Here is a 20,452-nt window from a genome sequence, read left to right on the forward strand (position 1 = left end):
AAATTATTCTTATGAAGAATTATGTGTTTCTTTTTTTATTAGTATTTGCTGCAGTTTCCTGCCAGAAGGAATCCATTGATCAGATGCCTGTTGAAAATTATGATGCATCTGCCCATGTTCCGGGCAAACCAGACAAACCAGACAAACCAAAAGATTTGATTGTTTGCCATTATTCCGAGGAAGATGACAGCTACCTGATTCTCACAATACCAGACAAAGCATTACAGGATCATCTTGATCATGGTGATGTACGCCTGGACGATCAGGATGACGATGGCTATGTGCCCGATAATGAATGCGGCTATGGTGAAATGGGGGATTGTGATGATACAAACCCTGACCTAAATCCTGAGACTATCCATTACCTCGATAGTGATGTAGATGGCTTTGGTGACCCGGAAAATACAAAAAAAGCTTGTGAGACTCCCGAAGGTTATGTTGACAATGCCGATGATTGTGATGACCACAACAAGCTTGTAAACCCTGATGCCGAAGAAATTTGTGATGGCATCGATAATGACTGTGATGGAGCCATTGACGAAGGTTTTGATAAAACCACCTATTATTATGATGGAGACGGCGATGGATTTGGTGTTGATTCAGCAGACACCAATATTGAAAGTTGCGCTTCTGAAGCTCCTAAAGGTTACGCGGCAGATCCAGGGGATTGTAATGACGATGATGCAGACGCATATCCTGGCGCAACAGATCTTGATAAAGACTGTGACCCTACCACGTGTTCAAGTCCATACACCTACTACCAGGACAATGATGGCGATGGCTTTGGCACATCAAGCTCTATACAAAGCTGTAACTCTCAAGCTCCAGAGGGATATGCCGAATATGATGGGGATTGTAATGATGGTGACCCAACCATAAAACCTAGCTCAACAGATCCTGATAAGGATTGTGATCCTAACACTGTTGCCGGAGGGGGTACTAATTCCGGGGGTGGTTGCACCAATCCAGTCACTTACTATTATGACAAAGATGGGGATGGTTACGGTAATCCTGACATTTCAAAACAAGCCTGCTCACAACCGCAGGATTATGTAACAAACAACACAGACTGTAATGATAATGATAGTAGCGTACATCCTGGAGCAACAGATCCTGCAAAAGATTGTGATTCCAGCACTAATCCTCCGAGTGATGGAAATGGGGGAATTATAGTAATACTTTAAACACTATTTGAAAAACAAAAACCACCGATTTTCATCGGTGGTTTTTTTGTGGAGAATATCGGAGTCGAACCGATGACCTCTTGCATGCCATGCAAGCGCTCTAGCCAGCTGAGCTAATCCCCCATGCGGCAGCAAATGTAACAAATTTTCTGAAATATGTAAATATTTTGAATTCCTTAAAAGTCCTTTTTTTAACAATTCTTACCCATAATTGATCTTTTTAAAAAGACTATCAATATTAAAATAACCTTTAATAGAATCATTTTGAAACTCTTCAACATTTGTTGGCGACACACCGGTAAATAACATCATATCTTTTTTAAAATGAGAATAATCATAAAACTCCCAGTCTCTAATAATATCTGCCAGGCATTTTTTATATATAAAATGTTCTCTTAAAATATAATTGAATTGAATAAGCCTAATATAAAATTTCGGGGCTATACCTATATACTTGTCGAAATAAGCATTGAGGGTACTGCGAGCTATTGGGTACTTTTCAAGTATCTCTTTTATTGAAATTCTACCATGCCTCTCTAAAATCTCATTAATAAGTTCATCAATAGGAGTCTTATTCCCCCATTCACCGTAAAAATCTTTGAGGGTGTTGTCCATACGTCGAAGGATTTTTTTTGGACTCTCCATTTCCTCAAAATCTTTATAAAGGGGATCCAGAATATCTGGAGGAACTGCACGATAAAAATTATAATGAGGTTTACTCTTTTTGGATAGTTTTAGCTTAGTTATATTGTACCAATACTGCGGCCTCTTTATGCCCATTGTAATCAATCTTGCTCCAGGATCAACACTCATAGAAAAGTGATTTTCAACCGGCTGTATATTTACCTTCGGCAGCTCTGGCTGAAAACCGTCGGAATTAATTTTGGAAAAACCACCATATAGAAAGCATAGATAAATTTTTCCTGAACCAGTTAGGTCATGGTTCTTTATCTCATTTTTATAATCCATAATACTCACATTAAAAAATAATGGATGATCATCAAGAAGGAGATGGTTTGCCGTATAATCTGCCATAGGTGAAGCCCTATCTAATTCTGGTAAATAGGTTAGTAAAAATTATCTGTCTTTTACTTCCAGACTAAAACAAATGGCATCTAAGGCTTTTAGTAAGTGCTTTAGGTAGAGTTCTCTGGCAGTAAATGTAGCGCCTGATAAATTTGTAATCATGCTAAATTAATAATTATAAAATTTTTCCCACCTTGAAAATGAAAGTTTTAATGATTCATTAACTCCTTTACTAACTCAATTACAAAAACTGAGGGTTAATTTTTATAGGAATCCCTCTATATTTGCCTTTCATTTGAAGGAAATTGGATAATTCAACCAGTTTTAAAAATATCAATCGAATTGCTATTCCGGCTATCATCGCGGGTATCGCAGAACCGCTGATCTCCCTTACCGATATTGCCGTAATTGGAAATGTTGACGAGCATTCTATTGAGGCCCTCGCAGCGGCAGGAATTGTTGGTTCCTTTCTTTCAGCCATCATCTGGATCGTAGCGCAGACGAAAACTGCCATTTCAGCGATAGTTTCCCAGCATCTTGGCGCAAATCGCCTTCATGCGGTAAAAACGCTTATTCCCCAGGCAATTGCCTTTAATTTCCTTTTTAGCCTGGTTATCTATGCCGTCACAGCCTATTTTGCACGCGCAATTTTCAGCGCCTATAATGCGGAAGGTCTCATTCTGAAATATTCTGAAGATTACTACCAGATAAGGGCCTTAGGCTATCCGCTTACACTTGTCACTTTTGCCATTTTCGGAGTTTTTCGCGGACTCCAGAATACGCTTTGGGCCATGAAATGCAGCCTCACCGGTGCAGCAGTTAACGTCGCCTTGGACTATTTGCTGGTGTATGGAGTTGAAGGGATCATTCCGCCCATGCACCTCAAAGGTGCTGCTTATGCAAGTCTTACCGCTCAGGGCGTCATGCTGGTAATGGCTTTCTGGTTCTTTTTTAAAAAGACCCCTTTTCACTTAAAACTGAGTTGGAATATAAATCCACGAATGAAAGGACTGCTGCTCATGGCCGCAAACCTCTTTGTTCGAACGGCAGCGCTTAATTTTGCCATTTACCTTGCCAATGCTTACGCGACAGATTATGGGAAAAATTATATCGCCGCCCAGAGCATTTTGATGAATATCTGGCTGTTTTTCAGTTTTTTTATCGATGGTTATGCCAACGCGGGAAACGCCATTGGCGGGAAATTACTGGGTGCGAAAGATTACAAGAATCTTTGGGAATTAAGCAAAAGGATCAGCAAATATGCGGTATTGATCGCATTGATCCTTATGGCTGTTTGTGCAGTTCTTTATAACCAGATTGGCTTAATTTTCAATAAGGAAGCTTCCGTTTTAGTGCTTTTTTCATCAGTTTTCTGGATTGTTCTTCTCATGCAACCCGTGAATGCGATTGCTTTTATGTTCGATGGTATTTTTAAAGGACTGGGCGAAGCAAAATACCTTCGGAATGTGCTTTTAGTTGCTAATTTTCTCGGCTTCACCCCTGCCCTGCTCATTTCAGATTACTTCGGTCTCAAATTATACGGAATTTGGATCGCATTTTTTGTTTGGATGCTTATAAGAAGCAGTACGCTGGTCATTTATTTCCGAAGAAAATATCTGCATAAGGACGTTTAGAATCTGTTAAGTACATGCCCGCTTTAAGCCTTAATCCTTAACTTTGAGAAAAACATCATTATGACCAACCGCGAAGACGGCAGTTTATATACTCATATTGAAAATGGCATTGCCACCATAGAATTCGGCCATCCGGCGAGTAATTCATTTCCAGCCGTTTTACTGGAAAGGCTGGAAAAGGAAATTTCAAAGCTTTCCGATGAAGATTCAGCAAAGATCATTCTCTTAAGATCGGAAGGCGAAAAAGCTTTTTGTGCAGGTGCTTCTTTTAATGAGCTGGTGGCTATCGACAATATGCAGGCGGGAAAACTTTTCTTTTCGGGATTCGCGAATGTGATCAATGCCATGCGGAAATGTAAAAAACTGATCATTGGCAGGATCCAGGGAAAAACTGTTGGCGGTGGCGTAGGCCTTATCGCCGCATGTGATTATGCCATGGCCACAGAAGCAGCAGCGATCAAACTCTCCGAACTAAGTATCGGGATCGGACCTTTTGTTATTGCGCCTGCGGTAGAACGAAAAATTGGTGTTGCCGCACTTGCTGAGCTGAGCCTGGCAGCCCATGAATGGAAAAATGCTTACTGGGCACAGGAAAAAGGATTGTACGCAAAAGTTCTCGAAAATATTTCTGAACTTGATAAAGAGTTAGAATTATTTACCGAAAAACTTGCCTCTTACAATCCAGAAGCTTTATATGAAATGAAAAAGGTCTTCTGGCAAGGAACCTATCACTGGAGTGAGTTACTGTTGAAAAATGCAGCAATTTCAGGTGAACTTGTGCTTTCCGATTTTACCAAAAAGGCACTCGAAAAATTCAAAAAATAGAAGGAATGTGGGCAGAATTGGGTAATTTTCTAATGGATAATCTTTTCCTGTTCCTTGGCTTACTCATCGGAATAATAGCACTTATTATCCTTCGAAAAACCTTAAAAATTAAACCATGACTTTACAACAACCAGAATTACCACAGGACAAACCGGCAACACCCAATGAGGAATGGGGCTGGACGATCGAACATTTTCTGCAGGATAATTTTTGGTACCTGCTGGGTCTTGCCCTGGTTATTTTTATATTCTTTTTTGCACGCTACAGTTACCGAAAACGCTACCTGGATAAAAATAATAATGAATAGCGATATTTTGAGCGAGGCATAAGTAAAAATCAAGATTTAGCTTAAAAATTACGTAATGATTATTTATATTTACACGTAAAACATATCGGCGATGGATAAAAAGCTCACTTTAAGTTTAAACAGTAACATTATTGAATCTGCGAAACATTATGCAAAATCAAATAATATTAGCTTATCAAAATTGATAGAATCATACCTGGGTTCGCTAACAAAAAAAGAAGAGAAAAAAAGCGAGATTACGCCATTGGTTAAAAGCCTAAGCGGAGTTATTTCAATAGATGATGATTTTGATGAAAAAGAAGAATACACTCAATATTTAATCGAGAAATATAAATGAAAAGAATATTGATTGACACTAATATTGTCATAGATCTGCTCTCAGGAAGAAAGGATTTTTATGATGATGCGGCAAATTTATTCTCCCAAGCGGATAAAAAACAACTTCAACTTACAATTTCATCTTTAACTTTTGCAAACACTAATTACATTCTTACAAAATTAAAATCTCCAAAAGAAGCACGAGAAATTTTAAGGAAATTCAAGGTGCTGGTAGAAGTTCTTAGTCTTGATGATAAAATAACCGAACTCGCTTTAAGTGACGAAAGTTTTTCTGATTTTGAGGATGGACTGCAATATTATTCTGCAATTGAAAATGGCGTGGATATAATAATCACGAGAAATAAGAAAGATTTTAAAAATTCAAGATTACCTGTACTTACAGCAAGAGAATATTTAGCGACGAAATAATTTTGCGAGTGGTTAACATCGCATTTTTGCCTTGCGTCTATTCACTTAAAAGAAACCTTATAGAAATCAAGTAAAGAAAAACAAGATCGGAGGTCCGTATCTTCACTACCAAAACTTTAGGAACATATGTGACCGTTCTTCAGTTTTTTAAATGGAATGGGGCTCTGGCTGATAATCGCCTTAATCCTGATTGGTATTTTTATCTACCGAAAATCAAAAAAATAACTACCTGGTTTTAAGCCATCCTGTAATGCTCAGTCTGGGAACTTCCACAGCCTTTACTTCATGCTCCAGCTCCTGGCTTTCGAAGATCACCAACCTGCCAGGAAAAGGATATAAATTCACTTGATCTTCCCTTCCGTTATCATCAAAATAAATAGTAAGCTCGCCTCCGTTTTCAGGTTTCCAGTCTTCTGAATTGAGGTAACAAACGATCGAAAGCTTTCGCCGGCCATCATTCTGAAAAGTATCCAGATGGCGTTTATAAAAAGTGCCTTTGGGATATAGCGCATAATGGAATTCTTTAGTGAGAATTCCCATAAAACAGGTTCTATTCAGATATTCCACCAGGGAATTTACCTTATTGAAAAACAGTTTTTCGGCTTCTCCTTTTTCTTCCTCGTTGATCCAGAGGATAAAATCTCCGCGAATAGATTTTTCTATGATCTCATTGGTGAAATTGCCAATAGCGGCTTTCTTGAAGTTATCTTCCTCATATTTCTCAAGCAGACTATCTCGCAGGAGGGCTACCTCGTTCTGTTCAAAAAAATGATCGATTACGCTGTACTTCTTTTCAATTAGATCAGAAATGATCTTCTCATAAAGCGGGTTCACGTCATATTCGAGCTGTTCGTAAAGTTCAGGAGTTTCAGTCATACGGTGAAAATTTCGCAAATATAGATCAGAAATCAAATCGCTGATGTTAAAATATCAGCCATATTTTTTCAATTATCTTTGTACTCAAATTACGAGTAAAATGAGCAAGATCAGGATCACCAAACAATTTTCTTTTGAAACGGGACATGCCCTTTACGGCTATGACGGAAAATGCCGAAATGTACACGGCCACTCCTATAAACTCAGCGTCACGGTAATAGGAGAACCGATCACCGATATCGAAAATGTGAAATTTGGAATGGTGATCGATTTTGGAGACCTGAAAAAGATCGTAAAATCAGAAATTGTTGACAAATTTGATCATGCAACCGTTTTCAACAGGAATACACCACACCTTGAGCTCGCCAGAGAATTAAAAGATCGTGGTCATGATGTGATTTTGGTCGATTACCAGCCCACCAGTGAAAATATGGTCATTGATTTTGCAAAAAAGATCAATAAACACCTGCCTTCCCATATTAAGCTCCATTCGTTAAAACTTCAGGAAACCGACACTTCCTTTGCCGAATGGTACGCGATTGATAACTAAAGCTAAAAGCTGTATGTTCTTGCAAGTCATTTCGAACGAAGTGAGAAATCTCATATCTTAGCTCATCCTGTTGAATTTATAAGCCATCCTAAACTATTTTCAGAATCTTTTTTAAAGAATATCCAAGCCCTCTGCCAAGAAGAAAGACTCTGCTTCTCATAAAATTTAAGACTGGCAAGAACCTGTGAAGTCTCTCTTTTAGCTTTCGCTTAAGGCTAATTGCTTAAAGCCCATTCAGGGAAATCTTTTATCTTTATCCCGAATTCATTGTCCATGAAGATACCCGAAGGCAAAAAAGTCTATTTTTCCAGCGATAACCATTTAGGAGCTCCCACTATGGAAGCCAGCCGAGATCGTGAGGTGATTTTTGTTAAATGGCTGGATGAAATAAAAAAAGATGCCGCTGCCATTTTTCTACTGGGTGATCTTTTCGACTTTTGGTTTGAATATAAGCATGTGGTTCCAAAGGGTTTTGTACGCACGCTTGGGAAACTGGCCGAAATTAAAGATTCAGGAATTCCTGTTTATTTCTTTGTGGGAAACCACGACCTGTGGATGAACGATTATTTTGAAAAAGAACTGAATATTCCCGTTTATCATGCACCTCAGGAATATGAATTCAACTCTAAAAAATTCCTCATTGGGCACGGTGATGGTCTCGGACCAGGTGATAAAGGCTATAAACGGATGAAGAAAGTTTTTACCAATCCGTTTTCCCAATGGCTTTATCGATGGCTTCATCCCGATCTTGGCGTTCCGCTGGCCCAGTATTTTTCGGTAAAAAATAAAATGATCTCTGGCGAAGAAGACATGGAGTTTCTGGGCGAGGACAAAGAATTTTTGATCCAATACTGCAAAAGGAAACTTGAATCCCGGCATTATGATTATTTTCTTTTTGGTCACAGGCATCTTCCGCTGGAAATTAAACTTGGCGAAAATTCCATTTACATCAATACCGGCGATTGGATAAATCACTACACTTACGCCGAATTTGATGGAAAAGACCTGAAACTTCTGGAATATAATTCTTAAGATTTCTTGAAGCCCGCTGCTCCATCACCAAAAAAGTCAGGGAATTGCCAAAAAAAACTGAAATATTTCAGGAGGATTATTTTTTCAGAAAAGACTTAAATTGAAAAAAACTCTTAAAGAAAATCCTTCGGTAATAAAGATTTTTGAGAGGAATCTTTTCTTCGATTACAGGATGCAGTGCTTAATCTATAGAATTTTAAAATATTAAAGTTATTTTTACGATCCATATTTTAAATCTCTTCTTTTTATGAAATTTTTGATGCGAGTTTTCACTCTCCTGATCCTTTTGAGCGGAATTACAATGAAGGCTCAGGAACAGGAACAAACACGAAACAACTCTCAAAATTCAACTTTTGACAAATATGAAGTCTTCAGCCCTCTATTTATGAGGGGACAGGTTACCGCCTTTCATAGTGCTACGGGTATTCCCGGACCTGAATACTGGCAGAACAGGGCGAATTATAAAATTGAGGCGACCCTTGACACCATAAATCAAGTTGTTAAAGGAAAAATGACCATTACCTACATTAACAACAGCCCCTATAATTTAGATTTTCTGTGGCTACAACTCGATCAAAACACATTTAAAAAAGATTCCAGGGGTTCCGCTCTGTATCCTGCTGAAGACCGCAATGGAGTACATACTTTCACTAAGGGATATGATCTTAATAACGTCAGTATTAAAATGGGCAAAAAGTCATTAAAAGCTGATTACATAGTGAACGATACCAGAATGCAAATACGCCTCCCGGAAGCCCTGGAGGCCAAGGGCGAAGAAATGGAGATCAGTATTGACTATTCTTTTGTGATCCCGGAGCACGGAAAAGACCGTATGGGAAGGGTAAATACTAAAAACGGTTGGATCTACACTATCGCTCAATGGTATCCTCGAATGGAAGTTCTGGATGAGGTGGATGGATGGAATACTCTTCCTTACCTTGGAACCGGTGAATTTTATCTTGAATACGGCGATTTTGATTACCAAATTACCGTGCCGGCCAATATGGTAGTGGTAGGTTCGGGAGAACTGCAGAACCCAAAAGAGGTATTAACCGAAAATGAAAGAAATCAGCTGGAGAAAGCCCGGAAAAGTGATACCACTGTAACGATTCGTTCTATTCAAGATATCAGGGATGACCAACATGTGAAGGGGAACGGTAAAGGAATGCTCACCTGGCATTTTAAAATGCAGCAAAGTCGTGACGTGGCCTGGGCCGCTTCAAAGGCCTTTATCTGGGATGCTGCACGAATCAAACTTCCAAAAGGAAAAAAAGCACTTGCCCAATCAGTTTATCCGGTAGAAAGTTCCGGAAAAAATGCTTACGGAAGATCTACCGAATTTGTTAAAAAATCTATCGAATTATATTCCGAAGAATGGTATCCCTACAGCTATCCGGTGGCTACCAATGTTGGGGCTCAGGTTAGCGGCATGGAATATCCCGGGATTGTATTCTGCAGTTATAAGAGTAAAAACCAAAGATTGTGGGGTGTAATTAACCATGAATTTGGCCATAACTGGTTTCCTATGATAGTAGGTTCAAACGAACGTAAATACGCCTGGATGGATGAAGGCTTTAACACCTTTATAAATGAGATTAGCACCAAAGAATTTAATAACGGTGAGTTTTTCGACGAAAAAGATATACAGGATGCCGGGTATAATCTATTCGATGACCGCCTCGATCCTGTGTTTACCGTTCCAGATGTCATCCATAACCAGCATAACCTGGGAATAGAGGCCTATTATAAACCGGGAACCGCGCTTCGGGTACTGAGAAATGCAGTACTTGGTAAAGACCGCTTTGATTATGCTTTCAGGACATATATAAAACGTTGGGCATTTAAACATCCAACGCCCTGGGATTTTTTCAATACCATGAATAATGCAGCAGGGGAAGATCTCAGCTGGTTCTGGAAAGGCTGGATCATGAACAATTGGAAACTTGATCAGGCTGTAGAATCTATAGATTATGTGAATGGAGATCCTTCACAGGGAGCGCAGATCACACTGCTCAATAAAGATAAAATGGTCATGCCCACTACTTTGAAGATCATTCAGAAAAATGGCAGGGAAGAAATAGTTAAGCTTCCTGTGGAGATATGGATGACAGGTCCGGAGTATGTTTATACCTATCCATCTACTTCAGAAATTGTTTCTGTGGAAATTGACCCTGATCATGAAGTGCCAGACGTAAATCCAAAAAACAATAAAATTAGTACTTTAGTTAATGCACCTGCCGGGCAAACAGCCACAAAAGTGATTGAAAAATATCTTGAAGCTATAGGCGGAAGAAGTACTTTGGAAGATGTGAAAGATATGGTAACAGAAATGGAAGTGGACTTACAGGGAAATACTCTGAAGATTACCTCCATGAAAAAGCGCCCCGACAAATACAGGATGTCTATTACTGTTCCTGAAGCCAATGAAACGCTCGTACAGTATATCGTCAATGGTGATGAGGTAAGTGTTGAAAGCTACGGACAGACTCAGAACCTCAATGACGAACAAAAAGAGGTGCTTAAGAGTAGAACTCAAATTTTTCCTGAATTGAATTACCTGGAAGAAGGATATCAAACCAAACTTTTGGGCATGCAAGTCAATAATGGCAAAGATCTGTATGTTTTGCAGGTAACCACTCCCGAAGGTGAAGTGGTTAAGGAGTATTATGATGCCGACTCCGGATTAAAAGTCAAAGAAGAAGTGATTGCAGATGAAAACAGTACTATTAAAAAATACAGTAACTATCGGGAGGTCAATGGGGTAAAAATACCATTTGAGCAAACTACCAATGCTTTCGGGCAGGAACTAAGCATGAAAGTTCAGGATGTGAAAATTAACAGTGGGCTCAAAGACACTAATTTCAAGGTAGAATAAAAACCCGGGCAGAAAAATCAAGAAAGGGCGTTCACAAAAAAGTTCGCCCTTTTATTTTTTAACCGAAAAAGATTGTTTGCCTTAAATTGCAGCCATTATATCTTTCAGTTTTAACTGGATAGTTGTTCTTCCATTCCACGTGTTTTCATCGAGGCTGTAAACCGCATCGAAACGTTTGTGGTTTTTTATGAGTTCGAGTTTCTCTCCCAGATTAAATCCGATTACTTCAAAGGCCGGACCGGCATCTTCCTGTTTTACCTGACATTTAAGATGTTTTCCGTCCTCGCCCACGCATTTTCCAAAACCGGTATCTATAAGTCCGCGGCTAAGAAAAACCGGAGACATATTACCCGGTCCAAAGGGGCCGAATTGTTTCAGAATTCGATAAAATTTCGGAGTAATATCTTTTAAAGAAAGTTCCGCATCAATACTTATTTCCGGAGTGAGCAGTTTCCGATCTATTGTTTCTGAAACCACTTCCTCGAATTTGCGCTTGAAATTTTCATATTCCGATTCGAGTAAAGTGAGACCCGCAGCATATTTATGGCCTCCAAACTGTTCGATATGATCTTTACAGCCTTCCAGAGCTTCATAAACATCAAAGCCTTTCACCGATCTTGCCGAAGCCGCAAGTTTGTCGCCGCTTTTGGTAAAAACAAGGGTCGGGCGATACCAGGTTTCGGTAAGACGTGAAGCCACAATACCAATAACGCCTTTATGCCAGTTTTCGCTAAAAACAACTGTAGTGAGCCGGCTTTCTTCCTGAAGGGAAATGATCTGCTTTTTCGCCTCTTCGGTGATCAGCTTATCGGTATTGCGCCGCTCCGAATTAAATTCTTCAATTTCCTGCGCGAGTTTCTTCGCGGTGATTTCATCTTCTTCAGTAAGAAGATTTACGGCATGTTGCCCGTGCTTCATCCTTCCTGCAGCGTTTATCCTTGGAGCAGCGATAAAAACCACATCGGTAATATTGATGTTTTTCCTTTCGCCAAGCAGGCATTCAAGGCCTTTACGTGGAGCGACATTGATGACATTCATTCCGTGGTAAGCAAGAATTCGATTCTCTCCAGTAATCGGAACGATATCAGCGGCTATGGCAGTTGCCACAAGATCAAGATACGGCAACAGGATTTCCTCATTTTCGCCATTCTTGCGCGTGATAGCCTGGATTAACTTAAAACCAACGCCACAACCACAAAGTTCATCATAGGGATAATCGCAATCACTCCTTTTTGGATCAAGCACCGCCACGGCATCAGGAATATCTTTGCCCGGCCGGTGGTGGTCACAAATTATAAAATCGATCCCTTTTTCTTTTGCATATGCCACCTTTTCAATCTCTTTAATCCCGCAGTCGAGCGCGATGATCAGTGAAATATCATTATCAGCTGCAAAATCGATCCCTTTATACGAAATTCCATAACCTTCATCATAACGATCTGGAATATAAGTCGCCACGTTTGGATAACGGAATTTGAGAAAAGAAGACATCAGCGCCACACTGCTGGTACCATCTACATCATAATCGCCATAAACCAGAATGTTCTCTTGATTTTCAATAGCCTCTTCAATACGGTTTACCGCGCGGTCCATATCTTTCATCAAAAAGGGATCATGGAGATCTTCGAGATCCGGCCTGAAGAATTTACGCGCTTCCTCAAAAGTGGTAATATTCCGCTGCACCAAAAGTCCCGCAACAGGTTCGCCTACTTCAAGCTTTTCAGCTAGCTTTCTAAGGGTTTCAGAATCAGGTTTAGGTTTTATAGTCCAGCGCATGAATTTTTATTAAAAGAAAAAAGGTGAAAGTAAAAATTAATCTTAAATACTAACTTTAATTTTTCTCACTCTCTCTCCAGTATATTTAGCAATCTTATCTAAAGAGTAAATTTCTTTAAATTCTGATTCACTAATTGCTAACATTTCAAAAATTTCATTCTTTTCATATTGAAGATCTTCAAAATGAAGTAGTAAAACTTTACTTAATAATTCTGGTTCTTCAATTAAAAATTCAAAAGGCTCCTTTTTTCTCCATCCGTGATAATTAATCTTCGTAATCCACCTTCTATATTGTGGTGCAGATAAACATCCTAAATACTTTGCCCGATAAAGTAAAGCCTGCATAGAAACCTTCCAGTATCTTTTCAAACTACCTAATTTGGATTCTGTTAGATTATATAGATCCGGTTTAATATCACCTCTAGGCATTAAAAAATTGGAAGCAAATGAATTTGCTTCTTCTTCTATAGATTTCATATTATCCGATACAATAAAATTTTCATGCATAAGAAGGTGACCTAATTCATGAGCGATTGTGAAAATTTTTCTGGAATTGGAATGATTGGAATTTATTAGAATAACAGGTACTCCTTCTTTAGTATGAAAATTGATCCCAGAAAACTTATAAGTTTCATCAAAATCCACAAAATGAATTATAACTCCTCTTTTTTCCAGACAATTAATTAAATTTTTGATAGGCCCTTTAGGTATTTTAAAGTACCCTCTTACCTGCTCAGCAAATCTTTCAGGAGTTAATTCTAGCTTATTAATATTAGTGTATGGAAGATCGACATCTATTTCTACACTATCGAGTAGTTCAGATATATGACTAGAAATAATATTTATTTTTGCTTCTAAAATTTTATTTTTTGTAACAGTAGTGCTCAGGTTTTTTCGATAGTAAAATTCTTTTATTTGATATGCTTGGTGCTTTTTTAAAAAGAAACTTTCGGGATAATTCAAAACATTAGAAAATTCTGACAAAGTCTCAGCTGAACAATCTGCAAAACCTTTCTCAATCTTTGAAAGCATACTTTGAGAAATCGAATTTAAATTCTTTGCTAAGGCTGACTGAGAATACCCCCTACTCTCTCTAGCCAATTTTATTCTCTCAACATTTATTGATTTCATAAGCATAAATTAAAACAAAAAGCTTCTCGGGCAAGGAAGTTAATTAACTACTTTTTCTCTTGTTCTTAAGAGATTTATTCTTAATTCTAACATTATCTAGTTCAGTGGTAATTATTTTATTATCACTTGATAAATTATAATTCACTCCACTAAATAGATCAGATATGCTCATATTCCAATTAACTTCTTTTTTGCTAATTAAAGAAGTTATCGATGTTCCCTCAAAATGAATTCCTCTAAATTGTGGACCAACAAAAAGAATCGGAATAGAACTATCCCCTCCCCTAAATGGCAGTCCATTCATAAGTTTATTACTCCTAGGAGTAGAAACATAATTAGGCTTACCATTGCCATTTAATTTCTTTATATAAATTAAATAACGATCTTTAACAATAAAATATGCCGAACCATATTTTACTCTAATTTTAATTCTTCTTCGAAATTCAGGATTATTGACGATAAATTGTCTTAGATTTCCTTTTATTCTACTATTAAAGTAGGAAGAATAAAATCTACTTTCCATAAATAAATAAGGATCTTCTTCCATTTTGGAATCTACCTCTTTTTTCGCTTTAAGTATAATATTATTAATTACACTTAGCTCAAATTTCAACTCCTTTCTAACAGTCTCAACGTTAGCTAAGCTCCTAAAAAGGACTTCACTATTTTGGTTTAAAACAAAATAATTACTACTTTTGTCATGTCCTGCGGAAACAGGATTTTTACTAATTTCCATTATAAAAAAATTTAAAGCCCTTGCCCGAGGGCTTTTTGTTTTTATGTTACTGCGCAAATTTAATGTAAGTTATGAATGATTCTATTTTAAGTTTTCAGAAGTTGTTAACAGATTTAAAATCTCACAATAAAATTTCTCTTATTTTCTGTTGAAATTCCGGGATAATTTCCTCTTCAAACCAGGGATTTTTCGTTCGCCAGAAGCGGTTCACTGGCGAGGGATGCGGCAGGGGCCAGAATTCAGGGAAATAATCGCGATAATTTTTTACTTTTTCAGTAAGATTTCTATTATCTCCTAAATAGTAATTACAGGCATAAGAGCCAATAAGAATTTTCAGTTCTACATTTTCCAGTTCCCGCCAAACCGCTGAATGCCACATGGGCGCACATTCTTTTCTGGGAGGCAGGTCGCCGCTCTTCGCTTTTCCCGGATAGCAAAATCCCATGGGAAGGATGGCAAAATTATCAGGATTATAAAAAGTCTTTTCGTCAACGTCCAGCCATTCCCTTAGTTTTTTCCCGCTTTGATCATTCCATGCCTTATTGGTATTGTGCACGATCCTTCCCGGCGCCTGGCTTATCAAAACGATTTTTGACTTTTTATTCGCTTCAATAATAGGATTAGGGCCTAGCGGAAGATGATCTTCACAAACCCGGCAATCTCGTATTCTGCATAAAAGTTCCTGCATCAGGATTTGCCTTCTACTATGATAACTATTTCTCCTTTGGGAGGATTTTCGGAGTAATGCTGAAGAACCTCAGCTGCTGTGCCGCGAATGGTTTCCTCATGAAGTTTTGATATTTCCCTTGAAACAGAAACCTGCCTTTCTTCCCCAAAATATTCCACAAAATTCCCGAGCGTTTTCAGCAGTTTATGAGGAGATTCATAAAAAATGAGAGTTCTTGTTTCTTCTGCCAAAAACTTCAAACGTGTTTGTCTGCCTTTCTTTACGGGAAGAAATCCTTCGAAAACGAATTTGTCATTCGGCAGCCCACTATTCACCAAAGCCGGAACAAACGCAGTCGCTCCCGGCAAACAATCAACTTCAATACCTGCTTCCACACAGGCACGGGTGAGTAAAAATCCGGGGTCGGAAATTGCCGGGGTGCCGGCATCACTGATCAATGCTATTGTTTCTCCTGCTTTTATACGTGAAACAATGCCCTCAACCGTTTTATGCTCATTGTGCATATGATGGCTCTGCATGGGAGTTTCAATTTCGAAATGTTTCAGAAGTTTTCCGCTGTTGCGGGTATCTTCGGCGAGGATGAGGTCAGCCTCCTTCAACACCCTTATCGCACGAAAGGTCATATCTTCCAGATTGCCGATAGGAGTTGGAACCAGAAAAAGTTTGGCCATAAAAGAATGTGCTATTTTCCGAATTTATTCTCGATATGAGTCATAAAACGTTCCTCATAATCTTCCTTGCCCTCCCAGTTATTATAATCGGGTTTCACGATCTTCTCGATGAATTTTTTCGCTTCTTCGAGGCTATTGAAAGTATTTAATTGGGAAAGGACACGATTATAATCGGAGGTATTTCCGTCGAACAAATGCCTGATATAGGCCAGACGTTCATTCAGGCCGATATTAATTCCCTTTTTAAGCCGGTCATTCAGTGAACGGGGCTTATTGTTCTTTTCAACATGATTTACAGGTTCAAAATCCGGGAGATTATCGTAATCAACGCCTATCTGACGGAAATCTTTGCCTTCGTTCTTTGGTTTACTCTTTGTTTCAGGAGTATTTATCGTCTCCATCATATTATCAAATTTCTGACTTTCCGGCGGCATCTGGGCAACAATATCTTTAATTTTTTCGGTATTCGGTTCGGTGATAGCATCAGAGTCTTCGTTATATTCGGTGCCATCAGGATAAAATTCGTCGTAAGAAATTGCTGCTTGTGGTTCTTCTTTTTTCCGTTCGGGTTTTTCTTCGGGGATTTCTGAAAGATGTTTTTCAGTGAAATCTAAAAGCGCCAGTTTCTCATAAAGATCAATAGTATTCTTCTTCAACTGAGCGAGATCCATCTTTCCTTTTTCATTTAAAATCTTTTCTGCAATCCGGATGAGTTCAGCTTCAATTCTCTTTTTCATCATATTAATTTTGTCGTTTATAAGTCAGGTATGCTGGTTAAATGTTATGATTAGCCGATCTTGGTCTGATCAGCGCTCTTTTATAACTTTAAGAATTCGCGCCCATACAGTGGTTGGAATTTTGATAAATTTGTTCCACCTTTATACGGAAGAGGTATTTCCCCCTTTCCGGACTTGAAAAATACAAAATGTTTCTCGAAAATACAGTAAATCACGAAGAGCAATTTGGCTGGATCGAAGTTATTTGCGGTTCGATGTTCTCGGGTAAAACTGAAGAACTCATCCGAAGGCTAAAACGCGCAAAATTCGCAAAACAACGCGTTGAGATCTTTAAACCCGCCATTGATACGCGATATCATGAAGAAATGGTGGTTTCTCACGATTCCAATGAAATTCGCTCTACTCCTGTCCCTTCGGCCGCCAATATCAGGATCCTGGCCGATGGCTGTGATGTGGTGGGTATTGATGAGGCACAGTTTTTTGATGATGAAATCGTCAGTGTATGTAACGATCTGGCAAACCAGGGAATACGCGTAATCGTGGCCGGCCTCGATATGGATTTTAAAGGAAATCCCTTTGGACCAATGCCAAATTTAATGGCTACTGCCGAATATGTGACCAAAGTTCATGCAGTTTGCACAAGAACCGGAAACCTTGCCCAGTTCAGTTATAGGAAATCTATCAATGACGACCTGGTTTTTCTTGGGGAAAATGAGGAATATGAACCTTTAAGCCGTGCCGCTTATTTTAAGGCCATGCTTAAAGAACGCGTGAAAAAGCTGGATGTAAATGAACCCGAAGAATTAAATTCTAAACCCAAAGAAGAAAATGCCTAAAGCCGAAGAGACCGTACTCGAGATTGACCTTGGGGCGCTGGCACACAATTACCGATTTTTAAGATCAAAACTCGATGAAGATGTTAAATTACTTTCTGTTGTAAAAGCTCATGCTTACGGAAGTGATTCGGTTGCTATCGCTAAAAAACTGGAAGAATTGGGAACCGATTATTTTGCTGTTGCCTATGTAGAAGAAGGAATTAGGCTTAGGGAAAATGGAATTACCAAACCCGTCCTGGTGCTGCATCCGCAATTTACCCATTTTGAATCTATCATTGAACACTGCCTGGAGCCAAATCTTTACAGCGAAAGGACCCTGCAAACTTTTATTCAAACTGCTGAAAAGCTTAACCTGGAAAACTATCCCGTTCATATTAAACTTAATACCGGCCTGAACCGTTTAGGTTTTGATGAGCCTGAAATCTCCCGAATCTCTGAACTAATCACCGGCACCAAAAGAGTAAAAGTGGCTTCTGTTTTTTCCCATCTTGCGGCAAGCGAAGACTGGCAGGAGCGTGAATTTACGGTTGGACAGATCGATCTTTTCAGGAAGATGAGCCGGCAGCTCATCGAAAATCTTGGCTATGAGCCTTTGCTTCATATCTGCAATACTTCCGGGGTCATTAATTATCCAAAAGCGCAGTTTAGCATGGTGAGAACTGGCATTGGCCTTTATGGTTACGGAAATGATAAAAACATCGATCCGCAACTCAAACCGGTAGGGAAACTAAAAACCATCATTTCACAGATCAGGAAACTGGATAATGGCGCGACTGTGGGCTATAATAGGGCCTTCAAAGTGGAAAAACCAACCCGAATCGCCACTCTGCCAGTAGGACATGCCGATGGCATCAACCGTATTTACGGACGCGAAAAAGCAGGGGTTTTTATCAATGGTAAATATGCTCCAATTGTTGGAAATGTGTGTATGGATATCATTATGGTGAACGTAACTGATATCGATTGTAAAGAAGGTGATGAAGTGATCGTCTTCGGCGGACCTCAGCACCCCGTTGATTTTGCCGAAGCCGGCGGTACAATTTCTTATGAACTTATAACAGGAATCCAGCGCAGAGTAAGCCGCGTAATTATCCCTGAAAATAAGAAATGAAGCTCGTATGTTTTTTTTCTCTAACTTAGGTACGTAACACTAAACTATCTACACTATGGGTTTTTTCAAAGATTTTAAAGAATTTCTGCTTCAGAAAGACATCGTCATGCTGGCTACGGCTGTCGTCATCGGCGCGGCTTTCAACAAAATCGTCTCTTCGGTAGTGGCCGATGTGATCATGCCGATCATTGGCGTTTTTACCGGTGGTATTGATTTCTCGCAAAAATTCATTCCGCTTGACGGCAATCATTATGAATCTCTTGAAGCCGCACAGGAAGCCCAGGCAGCAGTGATCACCTACGGAAATCTAATTCAGGCTATCATCTATTTTATAATAATAGGTTTCTTCATATTTTTGGTGCTTCGCGCTTATGAGAGAATGAAGAAGAAAAAAGATGTACCGGCCGCACCGGCTCCAAAAGGGCCTACCCAGGAAGAATTGCTTACTGAGATTCGCGACGAACTAAAAAGACAAAATTCATAAAGAAGTACGCTTACCGCTACACTACTCATTTTAATAATTAAACCCCGGTCAAAAGTCGGGGTTCTTTTTTCACAAAATCAGAAAATGTGTATGAAATTTTAAAAAATGGCTTTTTTTTAATGGGCAGATACCGCTTATTAAATTTCAACTAATACCTTTGCAGTCAATTTTTTAAATTCTAGTAAAAAATGAAAGTAGCTGTTGTTGGCGCCACCGGAATGGTGGGAAATGTAATGCTGAAAGTTCTTGAAGAACGCAATTTTCCGTTAACCGAATTGATCCCGGTAGCCTCGGAAAAATCGGTAGGTAAAAAAATAAAGTTCAAAGACCAGGAATATGAAGTGGTAGGCCTGGAAACAGCCGTTTCCATGAAACCGGAAATCGCCTTATTTTCCGCGGGAGGAGATACTTCTTTGGCCTGGGCTCCAAAGTTCGCCGAAGCAGGAACTATTGTGATCGATAATTCTTCAGCATGGAGAATGAATCCAAATCACAAACTCGTAGTGCCAGAGATCAATGCAAAGCTGCTGAACAAAGAAGATAAGATCATTGCCAATCCTAACTGCTCGACCATTCAACTTTTGATGGCTTTAAAGCCTCTTCATGATAAATACACTATTAAGAGAGTGGTGGTCTCGACCTATCAGTCAATCACGGGTACCGGAGTGAAAGCGGTTCGACAGCTCGAAAATGAATATGCCGGTGAAAAAGGAGAGATGGCTTATCCTTATCCTATTCATAGAAACGCGCTGCCTCATTGCGATGTTTTCCAGGAAAATGGCTACACCAAAGAAGAAATGAAGCTGAGCAATGAAACCAAAAAGATCCTTGGTGACGATTCTATAAAACTAACGGCCACGGCAATCAGGATCCCAGTGGTTGGCGGCCATTCAGAATCGGTGAACATTGAATTTGAAAAAGATTTTGACGAAGTGGAAGTGCGCCAGTTGTTAGCTGATTTTCCCGGAGTGACCGTGCAGGACAATCCGGCGGTGAATACCTATCCCATGCCGATCTATGCTGAAGGAAAAGACGATGTCTTCGTTGGTAGAATTAGAAGGGATTATTCTCAGCCCAACACGCTAAATATGTGGATCGTTGCCGATAATCTTCGAAAAGGAGCGGCAACAAATGCCGTGCAAATAGCTGAATATTTACTGAAAAACGAGCTGGTCTAATTTTTTTATCAAAGAGTTAAAGTGCATAAGCCTGAATTGTAACATTCG

Annotated in this window: 21 protein-coding genes and 1 tRNA gene; 13 read left to right on the forward strand and 9 right to left on the reverse strand. The window is 39.2% G+C overall.

From position 1 onward, the window contains the following. The first annotated feature begins 11 nt into the window (after nt 1-11). On the forward strand, nt 12-1,184 hold the full coding sequence (locus tag C7S20_RS05225) for a putative metal-binding motif-containing protein (protein WP_107011491.1): 1,173 nt from the start codon (nt 12-14) through the stop codon (nt 1,182-1,184). Between the two features lie 49 nt (nt 1,185-1,233). Here C7S20_RS05225 and C7S20_RS05230 read toward each other — a convergent pair. Then, nucleotides 1,234-1,307 (reverse strand) — tRNA-Ala (locus tag C7S20_RS05230). Nucleotides 1,308-1,385: 78 nt separating this feature from the next. Beyond that, complete coding sequence (locus tag C7S20_RS05235) at nt 1,386-2,219, reverse strand: helix-turn-helix domain-containing protein (protein ID WP_107011492.1); 834 nt, start codon at nt 2,217-2,219, stop codon at nt 1,386-1,388. Nucleotides 2,220-2,515: 296 nt separating this feature from the next. On the opposite strand from C7S20_RS05235, the gene C7S20_RS05240 reads away from it, so the two are divergent. From C7S20_RS05240 to C7S20_RS05260, 5 genes are all read left to right on the forward strand, one after another. Further along, nucleotides 2,516-3,844: an MATE family efflux transporter gene (locus tag C7S20_RS05240; protein ID WP_107011493.1), complete on the forward strand. Its 1,329-nt coding sequence runs from the start codon at nt 2,516-2,518 to the stop codon at nt 3,842-3,844. Nucleotides 3,845-3,901: 57 nt separating this feature from the next. Next, complete coding sequence (locus C7S20_RS05245) at nt 3,902-4,669, forward strand: enoyl-CoA hydratase/isomerase family protein (protein ID WP_107011494.1); 768 nt, start codon at nt 3,902-3,904, stop codon at nt 4,667-4,669. A 115-nt stretch (nt 4,670-4,784) separates the two neighbouring features. Beyond that, the gene (locus tag C7S20_RS05250; protein ID WP_107011495.1) at nt 4,785-4,976 is read left to right on the forward strand and encodes a hypothetical protein; all 192 of its coding nucleotides are present in this window, start codon (nt 4,785-4,787) and stop codon (nt 4,974-4,976) included. Between the two features lie 91 nt (nt 4,977-5,067). Then, nucleotides 5,068-5,313 carry a DUF6364 family protein gene (locus C7S20_RS05255; RefSeq protein WP_107011496.1) on the forward strand — a complete coding sequence of 82 codons (246 nt, stop codon included), beginning with the start codon at nt 5,068-5,070 and terminating at the stop codon, nt 5,311-5,313. Next, on the forward strand, nt 5,310-5,723 hold the full coding sequence (locus C7S20_RS05260) for a type II toxin-antitoxin system VapC family toxin (protein ID WP_107011497.1): 414 nt from the start codon (nt 5,310-5,312) through the stop codon (nt 5,721-5,723). Before C7S20_RS05255 ends, C7S20_RS05260 begins: the two co-directional genes overlap by 4 nt. Nucleotides 5,724-5,948: 225 nt before the next feature. Here the strand turns inward: C7S20_RS05260 and C7S20_RS05265 are convergent, their stop codons facing one another. Then, complete coding sequence (locus tag C7S20_RS05265; protein WP_107011498.1) at nt 5,949-6,599, reverse strand: 2OG-Fe(II) oxygenase; 651 nt, start codon at nt 6,597-6,599, stop codon at nt 5,949-5,951. Between the two features lie 100 nt (nt 6,600-6,699). Between C7S20_RS05265 and C7S20_RS05270 the strand changes: the two genes are divergently transcribed. From C7S20_RS05270 to C7S20_RS05280, 3 genes are all read left to right on the forward strand, one after another. After that, a complete protein-coding gene (locus C7S20_RS05270; protein ID WP_107011499.1) occupies nt 6,700-7,149 on the forward strand; it encodes a 6-pyruvoyl trahydropterin synthase family protein in 450 nt (149 codons plus the stop codon). Nucleotides 7,150-7,422: 273 nt separating this feature from the next. Further along, complete coding sequence (locus C7S20_RS05275; protein WP_107011500.1) at nt 7,423-8,181, forward strand: UDP-2,3-diacylglucosamine diphosphatase; 759 nt, start codon at nt 7,423-7,425, stop codon at nt 8,179-8,181. Between the two features lie 247 nt (nt 8,182-8,428). Next, nucleotides 8,429-11,056: a M1 family aminopeptidase gene (locus C7S20_RS05280; protein WP_107011501.1), complete on the forward strand. Its 2,628-nt coding sequence runs from the start codon at nt 8,429-8,431 to the stop codon at nt 11,054-11,056. A gap of 81 nt (nt 11,057-11,137) precedes the next feature. Here C7S20_RS05280 and recJ read toward each other — a convergent pair whose 3' ends face one another. The 6 genes from recJ to C7S20_RS05310 all read right to left on the reverse strand — a co-directional run bounded on the left by recJ (nt 11,138) and on the right by C7S20_RS05310 (nt 16,798). Further along, a complete protein-coding gene (recJ, locus tag C7S20_RS05285; protein ID WP_107011502.1) occupies nt 11,138-12,832 on the reverse strand; it encodes a single-stranded-DNA-specific exonuclease RecJ in 1,695 nt (564 codons plus the stop codon). 42 nt (nt 12,833-12,874) lie between these two features. Further along, nucleotides 12,875-13,963 carry a helix-turn-helix domain-containing protein gene (locus tag C7S20_RS05290; protein ID WP_159039871.1) on the reverse strand — a complete coding sequence of 363 codons (1,089 nt, stop codon included), beginning with the start codon at nt 13,961-13,963 and terminating at the stop codon, nt 12,875-12,877. 43 nt (nt 13,964-14,006) lie between these two features. Then, the gene (locus C7S20_RS05295; protein ID WP_107011504.1) at nt 14,007-14,699 is read right to left on the reverse strand and encodes a hypothetical protein; all 693 of its coding nucleotides are present in this window, start codon (nt 14,697-14,699) and stop codon (nt 14,007-14,009) included. Between the two features lie 121 nt (nt 14,700-14,820). Continuing rightward, entirely contained in the window at nt 14,821-15,387 is a 567-nt protein-coding gene (locus tag C7S20_RS05300; RefSeq protein ID WP_107011505.1) for a uracil-DNA glycosylase family protein, read from the reverse strand. After that, the gene (gene rsmI / locus C7S20_RS05305; protein WP_107011506.1) at nt 15,387-16,058 is read right to left on the reverse strand and encodes a 16S rRNA (cytidine(1402)-2'-O)-methyltransferase; all 672 of its coding nucleotides are present in this window, start codon (nt 16,056-16,058) and stop codon (nt 15,387-15,389) included. Before rsmI ends, C7S20_RS05300 begins: the two co-directional genes overlap by 1 nt. 11 nt (nt 16,059-16,069) lie before the next feature. Then, nucleotides 16,070-16,798 carry a hypothetical protein gene (locus tag C7S20_RS05310; protein WP_227009108.1) on the reverse strand — a complete coding sequence of 243 codons (729 nt, stop codon included), beginning with the start codon at nt 16,796-16,798 and terminating at the stop codon, nt 16,070-16,072. A gap of 185 nt (nt 16,799-16,983) precedes the next feature. Here C7S20_RS05310 and C7S20_RS05315 point away from each other — a divergent pair, with 185 nt between their 5' ends. From C7S20_RS05315 to C7S20_RS05330, 4 genes are all read left to right on the forward strand, one after another. Beyond that, nucleotides 16,984-17,631, forward strand: coding sequence for a thymidine kinase (locus C7S20_RS05315; RefSeq protein WP_107011507.1), 648 nt, complete (start codon nt 16,984-16,986; stop codon nt 17,629-17,631). After that, entirely contained in the window at nt 17,624-18,742 is a 1,119-nt protein-coding gene (alr, locus tag C7S20_RS05320; RefSeq protein WP_107011508.1) for an alanine racemase, read from the forward strand. The genes C7S20_RS05315 and alr overlap by 8 nt, the downstream gene beginning before the upstream one ends. A gap of 55 nt (nt 18,743-18,797) precedes the next feature. Further along, a complete protein-coding gene (gene mscL / locus C7S20_RS05325) occupies nt 18,798-19,226 on the forward strand; it encodes a large conductance mechanosensitive channel protein MscL (RefSeq protein ID WP_107011509.1) in 429 nt (142 codons plus the stop codon). 188 nt (nt 19,227-19,414) lie between these two features. Next, nucleotides 19,415-20,404, forward strand: coding sequence for an aspartate-semialdehyde dehydrogenase (locus C7S20_RS05330; RefSeq protein WP_107011510.1), 990 nt, complete (start codon nt 19,415-19,417; stop codon nt 20,402-20,404). Nucleotides 20,405-20,452: the final 48 nt, after the last annotated feature.

This window comes from Christiangramia fulva (genome assembly GCF_003024155.1).
Lineage (GTDB): Bacteria > Bacteroidota > Bacteroidia > Flavobacteriales > Flavobacteriaceae > Christiangramia > Christiangramia fulva.